The organism is Mycetohabitans sp. B46 (assembly GCF_037389205.1).
GTDB lineage: Bacteria > Pseudomonadota > Gammaproteobacteria > Burkholderiales > Burkholderiaceae > Mycetohabitans.
Map to the genome: position 1 here is coordinate 1 of NZ_JADBGL010000001.1, position 18,047 is coordinate 18,047.

Here is an 18,047-nt window from a genome sequence, read left to right on the forward strand (position 1 = left end):
TTCGACTTTGGTCGCACTCGTGCTCTGCTGCAACACTTGACAGACCATTTCCGCCATCCGCTTGCTGGCGCCCATCACGTTGGTTGGATTAACAGCTTTGTCGGTTGATATCAGCACGAAACGGCACACCTTGTGCCGGATTGCGGCACTGGCAACGCGATACGTGCCGAGCACGTTGTTGCGTATTGCCTGCCATGCGTTAAGCTGCTCCATCAGCGGGACATGCTTGTATGCGGCGGCGTGAAAAACAATATGAGGCGCGTACCTGGCCATCACCCGGTCTAGCAACAAAGAATCCTTGGCATCGCCGATTACCGGTTTGATCGAAACGTCTGGGTAATGGTCGTGCAGCTCTTCGCTGAGTCGGTATATCGCATATTCGGACAAGTCAAAAGTAATCAGTTGAGCGGGACCGAAGCGCAGGATCTGCCGGCACAATTCCGACCCGATTGATCCGCCAGCTCCAGTCACCATGACTACTTGGCCCCTCAATAACGCTTCGACATGCGCGGTATCAATCGACACTGGATCGCGTCCCAGCAGGTCTTCTAAATCGATTTGACGAACTCTGGACAGCGACGACTGACCCTGCGTCAACGCAGTCAGTCTCGGCAGAACAAAAGCTTGGACGCCTGCCCGTACGCACGCGGTCGCGATACGTCGATGTGCGTCGACTGACGCAGACGGAATGGCGATAATAGCGTGTCCAACCTTCAGTTCAGTGGCAAATTTTTTCAGTTCGGATATAGGTCCGAGCACTGGGTAACCGTAAAGCTCACGCTCGTGCTTCACAGGATCGTCATCCAGCAAGCCAACCAGCCGCCACTCTCCCGAGCGTTTTAGCTCACGGACAATATTTGCCGCCGCATTGCCAGCTCCCAATACGAAAACTGGTTTGCCTTGGCCGACCAGCCCACCGTACAGATAACACTCCTTCGCTGCACGATAGATCGCACGAGCGCCGCCCATTCCCAGAAAAAGCAACATCGGCGAGACAGCCAACACAGATCGGGGAATGATAGGAACCGGTTGGATCATCACGGACGCAACCATCACCAGCACGGCGCCGAAACAGATCGCTTTGGCAATCCGCATCAGGTCCGGCAAGCTCGCGAACACCCACATGCCGCGATATAGGCCAAGCAGTCGAAACATGGCGCCATACAGCGGCAATACCCAAACCAGTGCATGCAACGCGCCGGTGCGAAAATCGTCCGGAACCGCTCCGTTAAACCGGATGATGTAGGCGCAGGCCCAGGCCAACGCAACCGAGCATAAATCAAACGCAAAAGCACTGGTTGATAGCCATGAGGCTTTAAGTTTGATCATCGGCATCAAGACCTTCAACAAGAGTGGAACGGGCTACGTAGCTACGCCAACGCCAGTCAACCCAATAACCCATCGCCACAAGCATCAGCATCCAGCCGAACACTGTCATCCACTGATAGAGGAAAGCTAACCGCAAAGCGACGATGGCAAGCATTATGCCAGCCATCATCACCCCATACCAGATTAGCGCCGTAGTCGCATGCCCCAACCCCGAACGCACCATCCGTTGATAGTAATGCTCCCGGTGAGCGTGCCAAAATCGCTCGCCGCGCCACAACCGCTTCAGCAACGTCACAGAAGCATCGGCAATGAAGGGGGCAAATGCCAGCGCCGGAAACCACACAGGCCAGACGCCGCCTCTCCATCCCCAATAGCCAAGCGCTCCAGCAAGAAACCCAAGCGGGATCGATCCGGCGTCGCCAAGAAAGACCCGGGCCGGATGGAAATTGAAAAGCAGAAAACCGGCCGCGGCACCGGAGATCGCTGCACTCGCAGCGGCAAGTTGTACGTCCGGATAATTGGCGGAAAGCGCCGCGTATGCATAGCCGCCAAATCCCAATAACGCCATGCCTCCTGCTAGGCCATCCGCACCATCCATGAAGTTGTAAAGGTTGACTAACCACAACAACAAGAATGCCATGAGCGCCAACTCCCACCAGGGGACAGGCGTCCGATAGGCAAACACCAACGACACCACCGCAATCAAATGACCAGTAAAACGCATCCGAGCAGGTAAGCCGCGCCGGTCATCAATCTGTGACAGCGCCGCCAGCAAACCTGCCGCTGCGGCCGGCATCCACAGCTTTGGTGCGCTCACCCAGATAAGTACCACCACGGCAGGAACGATACCCCATCCCCCGACGCGTGGCGTTGGCCGCACATGTAGCGAGCGGTGGTTCGGCACATCTGTAGCAAGACGCCACGCAAGGCCGGTTCGGAGCAGGCAAGCCAAGATGGCAATAACCGCGACCAGCCCGGCCATGGCGAGCAGCACGCACGTCTCCAAAGGGGAAAGATTTAAACCCTGCATAAGAGGTATTCGTTTCAGTGAGTCGCTCGATACCACATAGCGGTTTTCATCAAGCCTTCTTCAATAGAGTATGGGACACGCCACCCTAACACTTCGCTGATATGCGATATATCGAGCCGCAAGTCGTTGATTAGACGCTCAACCGCTTCTAAGCGGCCGGTCAGTCGGCCCACAATCCGCAGCATCCGCACCGGGACAGGAATAAGCCGCGTGGGTACATTCAACTGCTGTGAAAGCGTCCGCACCAATTCCGCCACCGCCAAATCTGAGCCATCGCTCACATGAAATATTTCGCCTGCGGCAGATGGGTGAAGCGCGCAATGTATCAATGCATCTACCAGGTTATCTAAGAAGATCATGCTGCGGCGCGCATCGACGGAACCAAGGGGCAATGGAATCCCACGATCAATCACTGTCATCAAGTGCAAGAAATTGGCGCGCACACCAGGCCCATACACTAGCGGTGGGCGCACAATGACAATTTCCATGCCGGTGCTACGCCCAAATAGGGTAAGCGCTCGCTCTGCCTCCAACTTCGACAAGCCATAGGGATCGACCGGCGCAGGCGTGACCGTTTCCTTTAAAGGGCTACCCCCATCCTTTTCGCCCGCTGCCTTGATACTGCTGACGAAGACAAAGCGGCGCGCTCCTGCGGCGCGCGCCGCTTCTGCAACGCGAATTGTGCCGTCAACATTAGTCGCACGATACGCGGCAAGCGGGTCCGCAGCCTCATCGCGCATAACATGAACGCGGCCGGCGAGATGGATGACGCAGTCGCTGCGGATGCAACGCGGCCACATACGTTCCAGCCCATCAAAATCGTTTCCCACACTCAACCAATTATGTACCCCTTCGCAAGCAGGCTGACCATGACGAGCCACACCGGTGACCCGGCCACCGAGCCCGAGCAACGCTTGGCATAACCGCCGACCAACGAATCCATTCGCCCCGGTTACGACGAAACCGGTCATATCCACTTCCAGCCAAAGCGGCGGTAGAATTTAAATGCTGATTGGGCGAACATACCGATGTGCTTAACGCCTTTACGCGACGCTCCGCCGCCGTGGTGCACGATGCGCACGGACGGCACATATGCGGTCCGTGCAACGGCGTGAGTACGCAGGCTCAAATCGTAATCCTCAAAGTACAAAAAATAGCGTGGATCAAAACCGCCAAGTCTCTTGAGAATATCGGTGCGAAATAGCATGAAGCAACCACTTACAATTGGGGGGTCCCAAACCATGTCGCGGCCGTTGAGAACTTCTCGCATCTCGTAGTTGGCAAGACGATGATCAAACCACCTTTTAAGCCCTGTAGGAGCAAAGCCACGCAATAGTAAATCGGTGACAGCGGGATATCGGCGGCAGAGGTACTGCTGGACACCATCACCACCGACGATCAGCGGCGTTATCAGTCCGACATCGGCATGCTTGTCGAAGAAATTAATTGCATTCCAAAGTGCATCTTTATCAATTTCAACGTCTGGATTCAATATCAAGTGAAAACGCGATCTTGCGCCATTGATAGCAAGGTTATGCCCTCGCCCATAACCGACATTACCGTGGCCGGAGAGGACCGAAACTTTAACGTTGAAATCTGCGAGTGCAGATTTATAGTCTAAAGTATGTAGGTCTGTACCGTTATCAACCAGTGTCAGCATAGCGTAAGGCTGAGTGGCTAACCCGTCCAGGCTTTCCAAGCGTCTCAATGCGGCGCCAAGACTTGTCAGCGTATTGCGCAAAACTTCCAGCGGCTGACGATAGGTGACAATTGCAACGGAGATCAGCATGGTGCTCTACAATGTATAAGTTAATCGAAGCACCCCATCGAGGCAGCCGCAACGCAGCCTTCCCACACCGTGCTGCGCTGCTATTTTACCGCGAGCGTTTGCGCCAAACTGTCAACGTCGGTTAAAAATTGGCTCTTCCCCACTTTGTGTGAAGTTTCACGTCACAAGTCAGCACCAATTCAGCACGCGAGTACGAAGCAGTTGGAAGCCGGCGCGCCTCGCGTTTTGGCGCTTGAGGAACTTGAGCCGATTGACATGGCCTTGGACGATACCGTTGCTGTAGGGCGTGAGCAGTGCAGCATGTACGGCATCGTAGTCGTGGCCAATGCCTGCTGCAAGCCACTGCATTTCTGGTACACCGCTGGCCTGCGCTTGGCGCAGCCAGCTTGCCAACGCTTGATGTGCGCGGCGCTTGACCATGTCAGTGAACGCGAGCGACCGCCGCCGGATTGTTGTTCTCTGGGGATTGTGCTTGGCGAGTCTTTGAACAAAGCGCTGGACGTGCCGCTTATCGTCGTTAGTGAGCGCGGCCGTGCCCCGACACATTAACCAGCGGCCTATGCGGCGAGTGGAAGGCACCGCTCGTGACACAGCTGTACGCAGCTGCTGCGTGATTGCACAGCCTTGTCGCCAAGGCTGAAGGGCTTGGCGTACGATGTCGCAACCGCCGTTGAACCCTTGGCTGACGATTTACCAATACAACCTCGCCGCGTTCTGGCAGCCTTCACGCCAGCGCTGGGCAGGATACGCCCGATAGGGATCCAACTTGCTGGCGACTGGCAGCCGTTACGCCCGCTCAGGGAACCCACCGGCGTTGATCCAATGCCGCTGTACGCCGATCCAATGCCGTGATGCGCGCAATCGCGCGTATTGCCATCCCACTTTGATGATGGCGCATGACCGTCCCATAGCGTGCGAGCCGCGCTTCGCGCCGCTGCGCTTGTTGCTCCTTTGCGCGCGATGTGGTTGCCACACTGGGCAAATTCGATTCGATCGCTGACAATGCGAGAGAAGTGTTCTCGTGATCGCGTCGGCATCGCCAAGTATTCTGGCTACCAGTTCTCTGGCGCGGTTCGATCGCCATGCCTTCACACGGCGCTGCAGGGTACGTAGCTGCGCGCCGGAATACATCGTCGGTGCCATGGTGACGAGACGCTCATGTAGCTTCTTGGCCGTGATGCCGGGCTCGGTTTCCAGCTATCGCTGTATCGTCGGCCACGTATGCTCGAATGGATCTTCCCGGCTGCGTCAAGTGTGAGGCACACGCGCCTTTCGCTGATGCGTTGGTCTGACCTCGCCGTCCTGCCACGCTGTGCCAAGACTCGCCAGGAAATCCGCGAGGGGAACGCGAGCAGGTAGGGTTGCCTGTGTCGGCGTCGTGCCGGATTCGCTACATTGTGCGACGTGCTGCTGCGCTTCGCGCATGCGGCTCAACAGCTCCAGTGGATCGAGCGCTCGAAACTGAGCACGTAGTCTGCGTTTGGTTGCCTGTGGCACCGACGCCGAGCGCAGCATACGCTCAAGCGGCGTCAACGGCGCTTCATACCACTTCATGACCCTCGCGCCATGACGTGTCTTCGATTTTAGCTTTACAGACAGGGGCGCGATAGCCTTTTTTAAAATGGCCCTCTCACGTTCGAGGCGTTCTATACGCGCCTCGCGTTCTTTAATGCGTTGCTGATCCGGCGTGATCGCCTTGCCTTGCGGCGTGATGCCCTGACGTTACTGCTGAAGCGGGTGCACCCAGCGACGCAGTACCGTCTCGCCAACGCCGACCGAACGGCTCGCCTCCATATGGCTATAGCCCTGCTCGAGCACCAGACAGGCGGCTTGCTGTTTGAACTCCGGGGAAAACGTACGTCGCTGCTTCGTCATCAGACACCTCTTCATGGCGAGCATTCTCGCCTAGATCAGTGTCCGGTTTCATTAGTCCACTACAATTGCGAGGTGGCGAGCAACATTGCACAGCAGTATTGGTAAGAGCACTCGGACCTTTTCAGCTTGCTAGGTAGCCTATGAAGCACAACGTCAATGGCTAGCTCCGGTGTATCGGCGTGACGGCCGGCCGTTCATCGTGAAGACACTTGGCCGCCTTGGTACTGATATATCCTAGCCTGAAACAAGGTATAGCGGAACCGTGGTGCTGGTACATTTCCATAGTACTAGGAGGCACCGGAATAAAAAGGTTGTCTTTTCTTCCTAACACATCGTGGATACATTCTCGCTTATTTCAAAACCCGTCGGTTAATCTGCTAATCGACTCACTGTAGCTTGAATATTTCGCTTGAACATGTCCGCTTATTCTTACGTGATAGAAGTGATCGTGCCGTGTTCGAGCATTACACGACGGGTTGCCAATCTATCAACGAGCCCGAAATCATGCGTTGCAATGACAAGGATACCAGCATCACCAACGAACTTTTCAAGCCGCTCTTCAGCCTTTTTCTTAAAGCGCTCATCACCGACACTCATCCACTCGTCCATCAACAAAATCTCTGGCGTGAGGATGGTTGAGATTGAAAATGCTAACCGAAGTGTCATACCGGATGAATATGTGCGGACAGGCATATCCAGAAAATGACCAAGTTCGCTGAATTCGGCTATTTCTTCAGATAATGCTTCAATTTTTTTAGGCGTTAACCCAAGAAATAGCCCACGCAAATACATATTTTCATAACCTGTCGATTCGCCGTCCATTCCAAGCATAGAATCGAGCAAACTGGTTACGTGTCCCTCTACTACTACCGTGCCTTCTTCAGGAACATATACCCCGGCAAGTACCCGCAGTAACGTTGTCTTGCCAGCACCATTTCCACCGATTAGTGCAACCCGCTCTCCTTTTTCAATGTTTAAACTGATATCATGAAGTGCTTCTACTATAGTTTTTTTTGTCGGATTGTTGTCAACGAACCGACCGCCGGTTGCCGCCGCCATTACCGTGCGCTTGAACGAGCGCGCTCGTGCATCATAGATCGGGAAGCGGACCGTTACGTTTTTAAGTGAAATATGCATTTATTTAAACCTTGTCAGAGCCAATATGTGACTCTATGTCGATATCTTGCCAGCATATATGCTGCCATTGCGGTCCCAACGACGGCCATTGCAGACGCTCGAATCCAGATTGCCGCAGCGGGCATTGTGCCAAGCAATGGTTCGCGCATTAGCTCCAATAGGTAAAAAAACGGGTTTAAATGAAGAAGATTTTTCCTTGCTTCCGGTAGCTGTTCTGCCTTCCAGATAATCGGAGTAAGGAAGAACATAACCTGAATTAGGTTGCTGATTACGGGTTGCATGTCTCGAAATCGCGTACAAAAAATGCTAACCAAGCACCCAATCCAAAACAAGTTCGCCAGTACCAGAACTGCGGCAAATGGTAGGCACAATAAACTGACATTCAAGTGCACTGGAAGGACTGCCCATATGATCACGTATACGAGAATATTGTGCGCAAGAATGATTGTATGCCGATACATAACCCGGAACACAAACATGGATAATGGTAGCCTCATCTGTCGAAGATAATGAGAAGAGGCGGAAAATGCTTCGCCAAAATCATTAATCTGCCCGGAAATGAACCCCCAGAACATTAGTCCTAGTGTCAGGTGGGGGATGAAGCTTACTGGATCGTAACCGAAAAGCGTTCCATAAAGTGGCCCCATTGCAGCAATCATCACGCCCATGCTGACCGTTAACCACAACGGTCCCAACATAGAGCGACGATAACGCTGACGAATGTCCTGCATCCCTAGGGCGAGCCATAGTGTGCGTTTACGCAGTCCTTCCTCGACGTCTTTTATTGCGCTCGAATAATTCACATTCAGTAGCTGAAAAATTGAAAACGAAATTGTATTGCGGTGATATCTGCGTCGCGCTATGCGCGTGAGCTAGATATCGCTAAATAGCTCATTATATTCAACTGCGGCTGTTCCGATCTTCTCCTTTACGTCGCATTTCGTAAGCAAATTAATCGACCAAAGCCTTCGACGTGTCGCTGTCGAGCATGTCCAAACAGTGTTATGAGAAGATGTGTGCTTTAGACATGGCTTTACGGCCCTGCTAGTCGATGATTGTACGTGTTGAAGGTTGTACCGGTAGGTTCCTTATAATAGGCTCGAATCCTGTTTAAAGTTTTCCCATGTGCGGACGGATGCTTTCGAAACTAGCGTATTGTACTCCAGAAAGCCGAATGCCCGAAATTTTGCTTCGGGCGGATTGGGGCGCTCGAAAGAGCAGACTAGTTTCCTTCAGCCATCTAAATCGTGATATGCCTGCTATCCCGAATGGAGCGTCGCCATAGGCTAAGCGATGAAATCTTGCGATCGCGTAGGGCTACGTACGCGTAGCGGACCATCGGTAGCCATAATCGCCACGGCCGGGCTCGACCATAGTGACGAAACACCGCAAGTTGATTGCGCAGGGTGTAGTAGTGCTTGATGCCAAATGGACCATGTCGCAAACGGGCCAGCGGCGAACGCATATGGTCGACAATACTACCGGGCGCTAGCAGCACTTTCCAGCCTCGCTTGCCTAGTCTTAATGAATATTCAGTATCGTCATACGCGAGAAAGAACTTGCGCAGAGGCAATCCGACCTCGACGGCTGCGTGCGCGTTCAGCAGAAAGCCAACAAATGATGCAGTGTCTATGCCAGTAAATTTTGTCTGGTAAGCCGAAAATGGTACAGATGGCTCTGCCAACGTTGCTGGATTGAAATTGCGCCGATGCTGGGGAGCTAATTTACCAAATTCCCACACGGCTGAACATATGGCACCAGTTCTCGGTTGTGCGTCGTGAGCTACGTCGATGAGTTGCGCAAGTGCATTTGGACGGGCGATCGCATCATCGTCCATCAACCAGATCCAATCGGCGCCCGCTGCTAATGCGGTCTCGATGCCGATCGCGAATCCGCCTGCACCGCCAAGATTCTGTTCAAGTCGGCAGACTTTTACATCGCTACGAGTTGCCAATAACTGCTGTGTTTCCATGCCACTAGCATTATCGACGACGATGATGCCAGAAGGCGGCCGGGTCTGCCCGACTAGCGCGTCGAGCGCTTGAGCCAGCAATTGTGGACGATCGCGCGTTACGACGACGGCTACAATGTTCACTGCAACGGCTCCACAACAAACGCTGGCATTGGCTCACCTCGTTGCTGCGCAACGAAGAACCTATCCGCTGTTTCCAGCGCCTCTTGAATCGTGATGTGCATATCGAGGTAACGATACGTGCCAAGCCTGCCAACGAAAGAGATGTTGTGCTCGCGACGGGCGAGATCAACATAACGCGCTAACAAGGATTTTTCGTCGGCTAGACGAATCGGATAGTATGGAACATCGTTCTCCCCACAAAATCGGCTATATTCTTTAAATATCAAAGTGCGTTCGTGCTGCTCCCAAGGCGCGAAGTGTTTATGTTCGGAAATGCGCGTCCATGGCACGTCCACATCGCAGTAATTGATCACCGCATTGCCTTGATAGTCGCCATCGTGCCGGCTTGCTTCGAAGTCGAGAGTACGGTAGCCGAGTCGGCCTTCACCGTAATCGAACCAGCCATCGATCGGTCCACTGTAGAAGATGTGGTCGAAGCCGGCTGCAAGTGTACGATCGAATTTGACATTCAGTTGCAAACGAATGTTTGAGTGATCCAGCAACTTTTCTACGATAAACGTGTAGCCGTGCTTCGGCATTCCTTGAAAAGTGCTGTTATAATAATTGTCATCGTAGTTAAACCTTACGGGTAAGCGTTTAAGGATGTTCGCAGTAAGTTTCGATGGTTCCAAACCCCATTGCTTTTTAGTGTAGCCTTTAAAAAAGGCTTCGTAAAGGTCACGCCCAACGAAGCGTAAAGCTTGCTCTTCGAAAGTGCAGGGTTCTAAGATCGATTGGTCGCCAATCAACTCGATAAAGCGCCGGGCCTCATCGGGAGAGAATGTCTTGCCAAAAAACTGATTAATGGTCAGAAGGTTGATGGGTAACGCATAGACTCGACCTTTCGCAATTGCTTTTACGCGGTTTACGAATGGCATAAACTCGTCGAACTCGTTGACGAATCGCCAGACTTTTTCGTTGCTTGTGTGGAAAATATGCGGTCCGTATGTATGGACCATGACGCCCGTTTCTGGATCGCGTTCTGAATGACAGTTACCTGCCACATGCGCCCGGTTGTCGAACACCTGCACTTGATAACCGTGTGTGGCGAGGCGGTGGGCGATTACGGCGCCAGAGAAACCCGCGCCTACAATACCAATCTTTCGCATAGCAAAATCTTTCGATCCCCTGTCGGGGAAAGTCAAACTTCGATGTACGCCGCCGTAAAGCGGCCCGTAGCCATCTATGATAACTGATTGCGTAGCGGTGGGCGACTATGACGGAACCAGTGGAATGAACCGCACCGGCAATCTTAGAGGCAGGTTGGTTTAAATGAATGCAGGCACGTCAACGGCATTTTGGGTTGCCTATAGTTGTTTGCTTCACCTCAGCGGGCGGGATATAGTCGTGAGGCTACCTCCCCAAAAAACTGGGCCGTTCAAAAGTAGAAAAATCCGGCATGATGCAACCTTGACAAGCAGAAGGTCATGTCGTAAAGAAGAGCAGATACACTGAAGAACGGATTGCATTTGCGTTGAAACAGACAGAGCTGGGCATGCCGGCAGCTGAGGTGTGCCGCAAGATGGGCATCAGCGATGCGATGTTCTATAACTGGCACCAGAAGTATAAGGGCCCGGCCCGTCGGAGCTGCGTCGCCTGAAGCAACTCGAAGAGGAGAACACGAAGCTCAAGCGGCTGATGGCGAGCCTGACGTTGGACAAAGCCATGTTGCAGGATGGGCTATCAAAAAGCTTTGAAGCCTTCCCGGCTGCGTGAACTCACGACGGATCTGATGCAACGCTTTGGCGCAAGCCAGCACCAGGCCTGCAGGGTACTGAAGCTGTCGCGTTCGGTGTACAGTTATCAGTCAATCGCACGAGATTCGAACGCGATCGCCTTGCGCATCAAGCAGATCACGCCAACACGCGTGCACTATGGCTATCGCCGGGTGCATGTGATGCTGCGTCGGCAAGGCTGGCGCGACAATCACATGCTGTAATTGTCTCTGTGACTTACTTTGGAGGCGGACATGGAAACGTATGTGGGTCTCGATGTGTCCCAAAAGGTTACGGCAATCTGCGTTGTTGATCGCGATGGGAAGACCGTATGGCACGGAAACGTCATCTCGAACCCTGAAGAGATCGCCCAAGCTATTCGCCTACATGCGCCGGAGGCGGTGCGGGTTGGCATGGAGACAGGGCCACTCGCCGTATGGCTATACCATAGCTGACGAGCCGATGGTATCCCGGTTGGTTGCATTCATGCTCGCCATGTCCACGCGGCTGTGGCGACCCAACTGAACAAGACGGATACTAACGACGCACGCGGCATCGCTCAGCTCACGCGCAGCGGATGGTACCGCGGTGTCGACATTAAGAGCATGGCTAGCCACGAAGTGCGGCTTGTGCTGTGCGCACGAGGAAAACTTGTGAGCACGCGAACGGGTCTATATAACCAGATTCAGGGCGGACTACTTAAGAAGTTTGGTGTCATCCTGCCTGCAGGTAAAGGTGTCACATTCGAACGGCTTGGCATCGTAATGGATGCTGTCTCGGTCGGGATGCTGGTCTGTCAGGATGACAGCAGAATTTTCGGGAATCGAATGCTGACCCAGATTTCGGTATCAAAATGAAAGCGTGAGGAATTTTGCGCTAAATGCAAGATGCGCTTAAAGGTTCGTGGGCAGTTTATTCCGATCGCAAGAATGAAGTCGTGCGCGAGAAAGCGGAAAGGCGACACGCGAATGTCGATGTAAGTGACCTCATGTGCAGTCAGCACCGCAGCAAGTCGGGAGAGATTTCGAGACCAATCACCTATGAGCCTTGTCGAGCACGCTCGATGAGGCTCGTGCCTTCGTCGTCGCAGGTAATCGCTACGGACCGAAGCCTGTTGCACTGACGATCGAGTCGAGGAAGATCGACAAATAGTCGAGAATCCACACGCGACGTGCGTCGGTCATGTGATCGAGACCGGTTAAAAACCTGCCTGACATTTCCTTGCCTTAATGAATTAAACTCGATCCGTGTCAATCATGCGTCGGCTTGTTTTCGAAGGCTGAGATAAGTCCTCCAGAACGATTCTGAGATGATCTCCTTTCCGGCAGAACGCCAGAGTCGGCGGGTTTTCGATGCGTTGATCTTCACGCTTGCATACAATTTCGCTGCGCGTATCGCCAGTGCAAAGAACTGCTTGCGGTCCATCGAACAGAGCAGGCCCTGGTGGATAGTTGGCTCGTAATATAGCACGGTTGGCTTGCGAAAGATGGTTTGCAGCCGCATTGAGTGAAGGGGTTCAATTGCCCAACCATCGTCGAACGCATTCGTAGCGCGGCGCATCATGAAAGACGGAAGGAGGTGACCGTTGAGCGTCGCCATGACGAGCAGCTTGCGCAGCCGGCTATTTGTCATCTTGGGCGCAAACTTCTCGGACACGAATTGCATGGCGGAAACAGGACGCATAAGCTGCTTTTGCGCCTTCGCCTTTGCCGCATGGAATTCGTCAGGTACGAGTTCTCGGATGAACTGCGGACCCTTTTGCGCATCATGGACACCATCGAGGAGGTTAGCCGCCCGCTCATAACGATACGTCAGCAGTGCGCCGAGGACTTGCCGGAATACATCCGTGACCGCTCGGTCATTGTTGACATACATATAGTTGGCGGCAAGGCCATTGCGCGCATGGTAGTACCAGCGCCAATTCGTTTCCTTCTTGTGGAACTCTTCGTGCCATACGGCAATCCCGGTGAGCGCAACCGTCGACATCTCGTTCGACAGACGCATGCCCATTTCCACATCGTCGAAGCCGACGAAGAAGGGGAACGGCATCAACTTCTCGCGCAGTTGCGCGAGAGGATAGCAGGTGAACCACCAACCGTAGAAGGTCGCGTACTCGGGTTCATCGTAGCGGATGACGTCTTCCTGGGAGGTCAGGTCTGCGCCACCCTTGACGCTCCAGAACCGAAGGCCACGGACGCGTGCGCCGAGTTCGTGCAGCTTGCCCTTATCCTGCATGTTGAGCATGCCACCCGCAACGATCCTGTCATCGCCGACATAATGCAGCAGATTAAACAGGCGGGAATAGGACTCCGGCTCGACGGCGATGTCGTCATCACAAAACAGCACATGCGTGAAGGGATCTTGCTCCGAAAGCGCTTCGAGCACGCCTCGCGCGAAGCCGCCCGCGCCGCCGTAGTTCCGGTTCGGCACGATCCGGATGCCAGATGGAGCCTCACGCCCAAGCGTCTGCCCGTTATCGACCACGATAAGTTCGATCGCGCCGGCAGGGTTAGCGCGAATGACGCGCTCGAGTAGCGCCATGCTTCGCCGGACATAAGCTTCCCGCTTGAACGTCGGCATTACCACTGCCAACCTGACCTTGCGCCGCGGCGGCTGGTCGGTCATGTATCGCACCGATTTTAGCGTGAAGCGGGGCGAAGTTGGCTGAAACTCAGGATACAGCAGCCCGCTCTTTCCTGCCAGGCCGCTCAGGTTAACATGAACATGGCCGGAATCGGTGCGCGGCAGCGCCTCGACGTCCCCAGACCACAGTAACTGACGGGGCTCGCGCCCATTGTCATGCCAAATAGTGAGCAGCGCGTCGCCTTCAAATGCGATTTCGAGCGTGATTCCGTTCAATCCGCATTCACGGCACCACGTCGTGAGTGAGAAACCGCCGAAGAACGTGCTGAAATCCAATGTCCCATCCATCTCGACCGGATCTCCCGACCAGACTGCGCCGCTTTCGGGTCGGATACGCCAGGCGTTTCGAGGAGTTGCCCGGAAATAAAGCGCATCCGGGGCACCAACCTCGGCCGTGGACCAGACAATGTCCTGGAGGAGTTGATGGGTGTTCGCTTGCATGATGGTATCTCAAAAAACACGTTTCCGTGAGGGATAAGCTGGTAATGGACTAACCGAAGTTTACTAGTGCTCTTAGTGGGATTACTGTCACGACCCTGCGAGAAATTGCACTGCAACCAAGCAAACGCCTTCACGGTGCTATGGAGGCAGAGCTTGAGGGCAACGCGGCGTGCCAGTAGTCTGGCTAAGATCCTGCAACAGGAAACGAATGCCGGTGGACAATCACTGCCAAATAGGAATGGTCGCGCTCGTACGAATAAAATCAGCCCTTGCCTGGGGGCTAGCCTCGCGTCACACTCGCGGAAATCGATGAATTGCTTTAGGGTAACCGCGTATCATACACCGTTGATGCTGTCGTTGACATTGATTGAACCCGCGCTCGCTTTGACTCATGGCGCAGTTTTCTTCCAATATAGGCTGTCCGCTCAAAGCAGGCCTTTTTGCTAAGGAAATGCCGCGTTTAACAAACGTCAGCTGACAGGATGATCGCGGAGCCAAGCGTGGCTTTGAAGACACAACTTCAACGCCTGGTCCCATCGCGGTGGCTGCAAGCCAAACACGCGCTCCAACTTACCGTTAGACAAACAAGAATTCGCAGGTCGCTCCGCTTGTGTGGGAAAGTCCGATGATGGTATCGGCATGACAGTCGGCACACGCTCCAACGCTATCGCATCAAAGATGGCTTCGGCAAAACCATGCCACGATGTCGAGCCGGCGGCGGTCAGGTGATAGAGGCCTGAGCGCTCTTGCCACCATTGCCGCGTATCGTGGGCGGCTAGCGCCTGAGATACAATATGTGCGGTCAGCGTCGCAATGGTGTTGCTCCATGTCGGCGCGCCAAATTGGTCAGCTACAACTCTGATTTCTTCTCGTTCTCTTCCGAAACGCAGCATCGTCAGCAAAAAGTTTTTGCCACGCATGCCATAGACCCAGCTTGTGCGCAGGATTAGATGGTGCGCGCCGGCGCTTGCAATCGCCCGTTCCCCGGCTAGCTTGCTGATGCCATAAATATTCCTAGGGCCAGCTTCGTCTTCTTCAACGTACGGTGAATCCTTTGCGCCGCTGAAGACGTAGTCTGTCGAATAGTGGATCACCGCAGCTCCCACCCGCCTCGCTTCCTCAGCCAACACGCCAGGGGCCTTTGCATTGACCTGCATTGCTAAATCGGGATTGCTTTGCGCAGCATCAACTGCCGTGTAAGCCGCTGAATTCACAATCACGGTGGGTTTAATCGCGCGTATGACGGCACGCATTTGATTTGGTTTGGTCAAGTCAAAAGCGGCTCTATCAACAGCGACCACTTTGCCCAAGCCCTGCATTGTGCGAACCAATTCAAAGCCAATCTGCCCCGTCACCCCTGTCACCAGGATCGTCGCTTCGCCGCGCCGTTTTCGCTCACCGACCGTCATGCATACAGCTCCGCTTCACTCAACCGCCTACCACCAGCGTCTTTTGCAGCAACCACAGGATCGCCTTGTAGCGGCCATTCGATTCCCAGTTCCGGGTCGTTCCATAAAATACTGCGCTCGAACTCGGGAAACCAGTAATCAGTGGTTTTGTACAAAAACTCGGCACTGTCGGACAACGTCAGAAAGCCATGAGCAAATCCGGGCGGCACCCATAGCTGCCGCCGATTCGCAGCAGACAAATACACGCCAACCCATTGACCAAAGTGGGGAGAACTTCGTCGAATATCGACTGCAACATCGAAGACTTCTCCATGCAAGACACGCACAAGCTTACCTTGCGCATGCTCAATCTGGTAGTGCAGTCCGCGCAAGACGCCCTTCGCCGAGCACGAGTGATTATCCTGGACGAAAACTGCATTGGCATCAACCAGTCGTGCAAAATCGCGTGCATTGAAGCTTTCAAATAAAAAGCCCCTCGCGTCATTAAACACTTGCGGCTCGATGAGCTTGACATCGGGCAGCGAAGTGGGAGTTACCTGGATTGCCATGCGATCTGATCCGTCAGTACTGTTTGCAAATATTTGCCATACTGGCTGTTCGCAAGGGGCGCTGCAAGCTTGCGCAACTGGTCTGCATCAATCCATCCAAGGCGGTACGCGACTTCTTCGGGACACGCGACAACAAGACCCTGACGCTTTTGAAGCGTCGCGATGAACGTCGCCGCGTCAATGAGCGAGTCGTGTGTTCCGGTATCAAGCCACGCAAAGCCACGTCCCATCACTTCAACATTGAGCTTGCCAGCGCTAAGATACGCGCAATTCACATCGGTGATTTCGATCTCGCCGCGCGCCGAAGGCCTAATCGAGGCTGCAATATCACAGACATTGTTATCATAGAAATACAATCCTGTGACAGCATAGTGGGAGCGAGGCTGAGCTGGCTTCTCTTCGATCGACAACGCACGAAAGTTGCTGTCAAACTCCACGACACCATAGCGCTCTGGGTCGTGTACATGATACGCGAATACAGTGGCCCCCTCCTGCTGTGCATTGGCACGCTCCAATTGCTTCACCAAATCGTGCCCATAGAAGATGTTGTCACCCAGGATAAGCGTTGAAGCATCGTTGCCGACGAAGTGTCGTCCGATAATGAAAGCCTGAGCTACACCGTCGGGCGAAGGCTGCACTGCATATTGTATGTTCATCCCCCACTGCCCACCATCTCCCAGCATAACCTCGAAGCGCGGTATGTCATCGGGTGTAGAAATTAGGAGTACGTCTCGAATTCCGGCCATCATCAGTGTCGACAGCGGATAATAAATCATCGGCTTGTCGTACACCGGCAGCAATTGCTTGGAAGTCGATAACGTAATAGGATAAAGCCGCGTGCCCGATCCGCCGGCAAGAATAATTCCCTTACGTGTGTTTCTCGCCATGCTTAACGACCTCGACCATCACGCGCATTGAAAGTGTAGTGGACCGCGTCCCCCTGGCGGTACTCGCCGGACTGCACTTCGTTCACCCAGTCCTGGTTATCGAGATACCATTGAACCGTTTTTTTCAGACCGCTCTCGAATGTCTCTGCGGGTTTCCAGCCGAGTTCGCGCTCAATCTTACGCGCATCGATTGCATATCTGCGATCGTGGCCTGGACGATCCGCGACAAAGGCGATCAGATCGCGATACGAACCACTGGCTTTTGGCTTGAGCGCATCGAGCAGGTCGCACACCGATTGCACGACCTCAATATTTGTCTTTTCGTTCCAGCCGCCGACATTGTATGTTTGGCCAGGTTTGCCGTAGAAAAGCACCTTGCGTATTGCCGAGCAGTGATCGCGCACGTACAGCCAGTCACGCACGTTTTGCCCGTCGCCATAAATGGGAAGTGGCTTACCCGCCAATGCGCTAACAATCGTCAACGGGATCAGTTTTTCCGGAAATTGATAAGGCCCGTAGTTGTTCGAGCAATGTGTCGTGACAGTGGGTAAGCCGTACGTGTGATGATATGCGCGAACGAGATGGTCCGACGCGGCCTTAGTCGCCGAATACGGACTGTTTGGTGCATACGGCGCCATCTCGCAGAATTGCGGATCATTCGATGACAATGAGCCGAAGACCTCGTCGGTTGATACGTGCAGAAAACGGAATGCAGTTTTTGCATCGGCACTGAGGCCACTCCAATACGCACGGGCTGCCTCGAGCAGCGTAAAGGTACCAACCACATTAGTTTGTACAAACGCTGCCGGACCATGAATAGAGCGGTCTACATGACTTTCCGCGGCAAAATGGACCACCGCGCGCGGCGCGTGTCGCGCAAACAAGGCATCCAATGCAGACCGATCACTAATGTCGAAGCGCGCCAACCAATGCAACGGGTTACCTTCAAGTGACTTTAGCGTGCGAAGATTGCCGGCATACGTTAGTTTGTCCACATTGAGCACCGCCTCTTCGCTGTGTTGCAGCCAGTCGAGAACGAAATTGCCGCCAATGAAGCCGGCGCCTCCCGTTACGAGGATCATTGAGCTACCTTTGGTCTGGATGACAACG

The 18,047-nt window shown here is 53.9% G+C and carries 16 protein-coding genes and 2 pseudogenes; 2 read left to right on the forward strand and 16 right to left on the reverse strand.

The features are described from left to right. From IHE30_RS00005 to glf, 11 genes and pseudogenes are all read right to left on the reverse strand, one after another. Positions 1 to 1,329, reverse strand: a 1,329-nt coding sequence (locus IHE30_RS00005; protein ID WP_337688337.1) for a polysaccharide biosynthesis protein, incomplete at its 3' end; no start/stop codon positions are given. Next, positions 1,316 to 2,359, reverse strand: a complete 1,044-nt coding sequence (locus tag IHE30_RS00010; RefSeq protein WP_443193556.1) for an MraY family glycosyltransferase — start codon at positions 2,357 to 2,359, stop codon at positions 1,316 to 1,318. The genes IHE30_RS00010 and IHE30_RS00005, both read right to left, overlap by 14 nt. Positions 2,360 to 2,373: 14 nt before the next feature. Beyond that, the gene (locus IHE30_RS00015; protein WP_337687832.1) at positions 2,374 to 3,330 is read right to left on the reverse strand and encodes a UDP-glucose 4-epimerase family protein; all 957 of its coding nucleotides are present in this window, start codon (positions 3,328 to 3,330) and stop codon (positions 2,374 to 2,376) included. Further along, positions 3,327 to 4,148, reverse strand: coding sequence for a glycosyltransferase family 2 protein (locus IHE30_RS00020; RefSeq protein ID WP_337687834.1), 822 nt, complete (start codon positions 4,146 to 4,148; stop codon positions 3,327 to 3,329). Before IHE30_RS00020 ends, IHE30_RS00015 begins: the two co-directional genes overlap by 4 nt. Before the next feature lie 168 nt (positions 4,149 to 4,316). Continuing rightward, a complete protein-coding gene (locus IHE30_RS00025) occupies positions 4,317 to 4,739 on the reverse strand; it encodes a transposase (RefSeq protein WP_443193557.1) in 423 nt (140 codons plus the stop codon). 657 nt (positions 4,740 to 5,396) lie between these two features. Continuing rightward, entirely contained in the window at positions 5,397 to 5,702 is a 306-nt protein-coding gene (locus tag IHE30_RS00030; RefSeq protein ID WP_337688407.1) for a hypothetical protein, read from the reverse strand. A 42-nt stretch (positions 5,703 to 5,744) separates the two neighbouring features. Beyond that, positions 5,745 to 6,023: pseudogene (locus IHE30_RS00035) on the reverse strand (transposase); the annotation flags it as partial. Positions 6,024 to 6,452: 429 nt separating this feature from the next. Beyond that, the gene (locus IHE30_RS00040) at positions 6,453 to 7,160 is read right to left on the reverse strand and encodes an ABC transporter ATP-binding protein (RefSeq protein ID WP_337687837.1); all 708 of its coding nucleotides are present in this window, start codon (positions 7,158 to 7,160) and stop codon (positions 6,453 to 6,455) included. A gap of 14 nt (positions 7,161 to 7,174) precedes the next feature. Further along, entirely contained in the window at positions 7,175 to 7,963 is a 789-nt protein-coding gene (locus IHE30_RS00045) for an ABC transporter permease (RefSeq protein WP_337687838.1), read from the reverse strand. Between the two features lie 437 nt (positions 7,964 to 8,400). Beyond that, positions 8,401 to 9,255, reverse strand: coding sequence for a glycosyltransferase (locus IHE30_RS00050; RefSeq protein ID WP_337687839.1), 855 nt, complete (start codon positions 9,253 to 9,255; stop codon positions 8,401 to 8,403). After that, the gene (gene glf, locus IHE30_RS00055) at positions 9,252 to 10,403 is read right to left on the reverse strand and encodes a UDP-galactopyranose mutase (protein WP_337687840.1); all 1,152 of its coding nucleotides are present in this window, start codon (positions 10,401 to 10,403) and stop codon (positions 9,252 to 9,254) included. The genes IHE30_RS00050 and glf overlap by 4 nt, the downstream gene beginning before the upstream one ends. 323 nt (positions 10,404 to 10,726) lie before the next feature. Between glf and IHE30_RS00060 the strand changes: the two are divergent. Further along, positions 10,727 to 11,224 (forward strand): annotated as a pseudogene (locus IHE30_RS00060) (transposase); the annotation flags it as partial. 252 nt (positions 11,225 to 11,476) lie between these two features. Continuing rightward, entirely contained in the window at positions 11,477 to 11,866 is a 390-nt protein-coding gene (locus IHE30_RS00065; RefSeq protein ID WP_337688339.1) for an IS110 family transposase, read from the forward strand. A gap of 397 nt (positions 11,867 to 12,263) precedes the next feature. On the opposite strand, the gene IHE30_RS00070 is transcribed toward IHE30_RS00065, so the two are convergent. The 5 genes from IHE30_RS00070 to rfbB all read right to left on the reverse strand — a co-directional run bounded on the left by IHE30_RS00070 (position 12,264) and on the right by rfbB (position 18,019). Further along, positions 12,264 to 14,093, reverse strand: coding sequence for a glycosyltransferase family 2 protein (locus IHE30_RS00070; protein WP_337687841.1), 1,830 nt, complete (start codon positions 14,091 to 14,093; stop codon positions 12,264 to 12,266). Positions 14,094 to 14,563: 470 nt separating this feature from the next. Beyond that, positions 14,564 to 15,502, reverse strand: a complete 939-nt coding sequence (gene rfbD / locus IHE30_RS00075) for a dTDP-4-dehydrorhamnose reductase (protein ID WP_337687843.1) — start codon at positions 15,500 to 15,502, stop codon at positions 14,564 to 14,566. Then, on the reverse strand, positions 15,499 to 16,050 hold the full coding sequence (gene rfbC, locus IHE30_RS00080; protein WP_337687845.1) for a dTDP-4-dehydrorhamnose 3,5-epimerase: 552 nt from the start codon (positions 16,048 to 16,050) through the stop codon (positions 15,499 to 15,501). The genes rfbD and rfbC overlap by 4 nt, the downstream gene beginning before the upstream one ends. After that, positions 16,035 to 16,937, reverse strand: coding sequence for a glucose-1-phosphate thymidylyltransferase RfbA (gene rfbA, locus IHE30_RS00085; RefSeq protein ID WP_337687847.1), 903 nt, complete (start codon positions 16,935 to 16,937; stop codon positions 16,035 to 16,037). Before rfbA ends, rfbC begins: the two co-directional genes overlap by 16 nt. Positions 16,938 to 16,939: 2 nt before the next feature. After that, positions 16,940 to 18,019 carry a dTDP-glucose 4,6-dehydratase gene (gene rfbB / locus IHE30_RS00090; RefSeq protein WP_337687848.1) on the reverse strand — a complete coding sequence of 360 codons (1,080 nt, stop codon included), beginning with the start codon at positions 18,017 to 18,019 and terminating at the stop codon, positions 16,940 to 16,942. Positions 18,020 to 18,047: the final 28 nt, after the last annotated feature.

Coding starts and splice junctions, on each gene's coding strand:
- IHE30_RS00010 (WP_443193556.1), bottom strand. CDS start 2,359: ATGCAGGGTTTAAATCTTTCCCCTTTGGAGACGTGCGTGCTGCTCGCC.
- IHE30_RS00015 (WP_337687832.1), bottom strand. CDS start 3,330: ATGACCGGTTTCGTCGTAACCGGGGCGAATGGATTCGTTGGTCGGCGG.
- IHE30_RS00020 (WP_337687834.1), bottom strand. CDS start 4,148: ATGCTGATCTCCGTTGCAATTGTCACCTATCGTCAGCCGCTGGAAGTT.
- IHE30_RS00030 (WP_337688407.1), bottom strand. CDS start 5,702: ATGAAGTGGTATGAAGCGCCGTTGACGCCGCTTGAGCGTATGCTGCGC.
- IHE30_RS00040 (WP_337687837.1), bottom strand. CDS start 7,160: ATGCATATTTCACTTAAAAACGTAACGGTCCGCTTCCCGATCTATGAT.
- glf (WP_337687840.1), bottom strand. CDS start 10,403: ATGCGAAAGATTGGTATTGTAGGCGCGGGTTTCTCTGGCGCCGTAATC.
- IHE30_RS00070 (WP_337687841.1), bottom strand. CDS start 14,093: ATGCAAGCGAACACCCATCAACTCCTCCAGGACATTGTCTGGTCCACG.
- rfbD (WP_337687843.1), bottom strand. CDS start 15,502: ATGACGGTCGGTGAGCGAAAACGGCGCGGCGAAGCGACGATCCTGGTG.
- rfbC (WP_337687845.1), bottom strand. CDS start 16,050: ATGGCAATCCAGGTAACTCCCACTTCGCTGCCCGATGTCAAGCTCATC.
- rfbA (WP_337687847.1), bottom strand. CDS start 16,937: ATGGCGAGAAACACACGTAAGGGAATTATTCTTGCCGGCGGATCGGGC.
- rfbB (WP_337687848.1), bottom strand. CDS start 18,019: ATGATCCTCGTAACGGGAGGCGCCGGCTTCATTGGCGGCAATTTCGTT.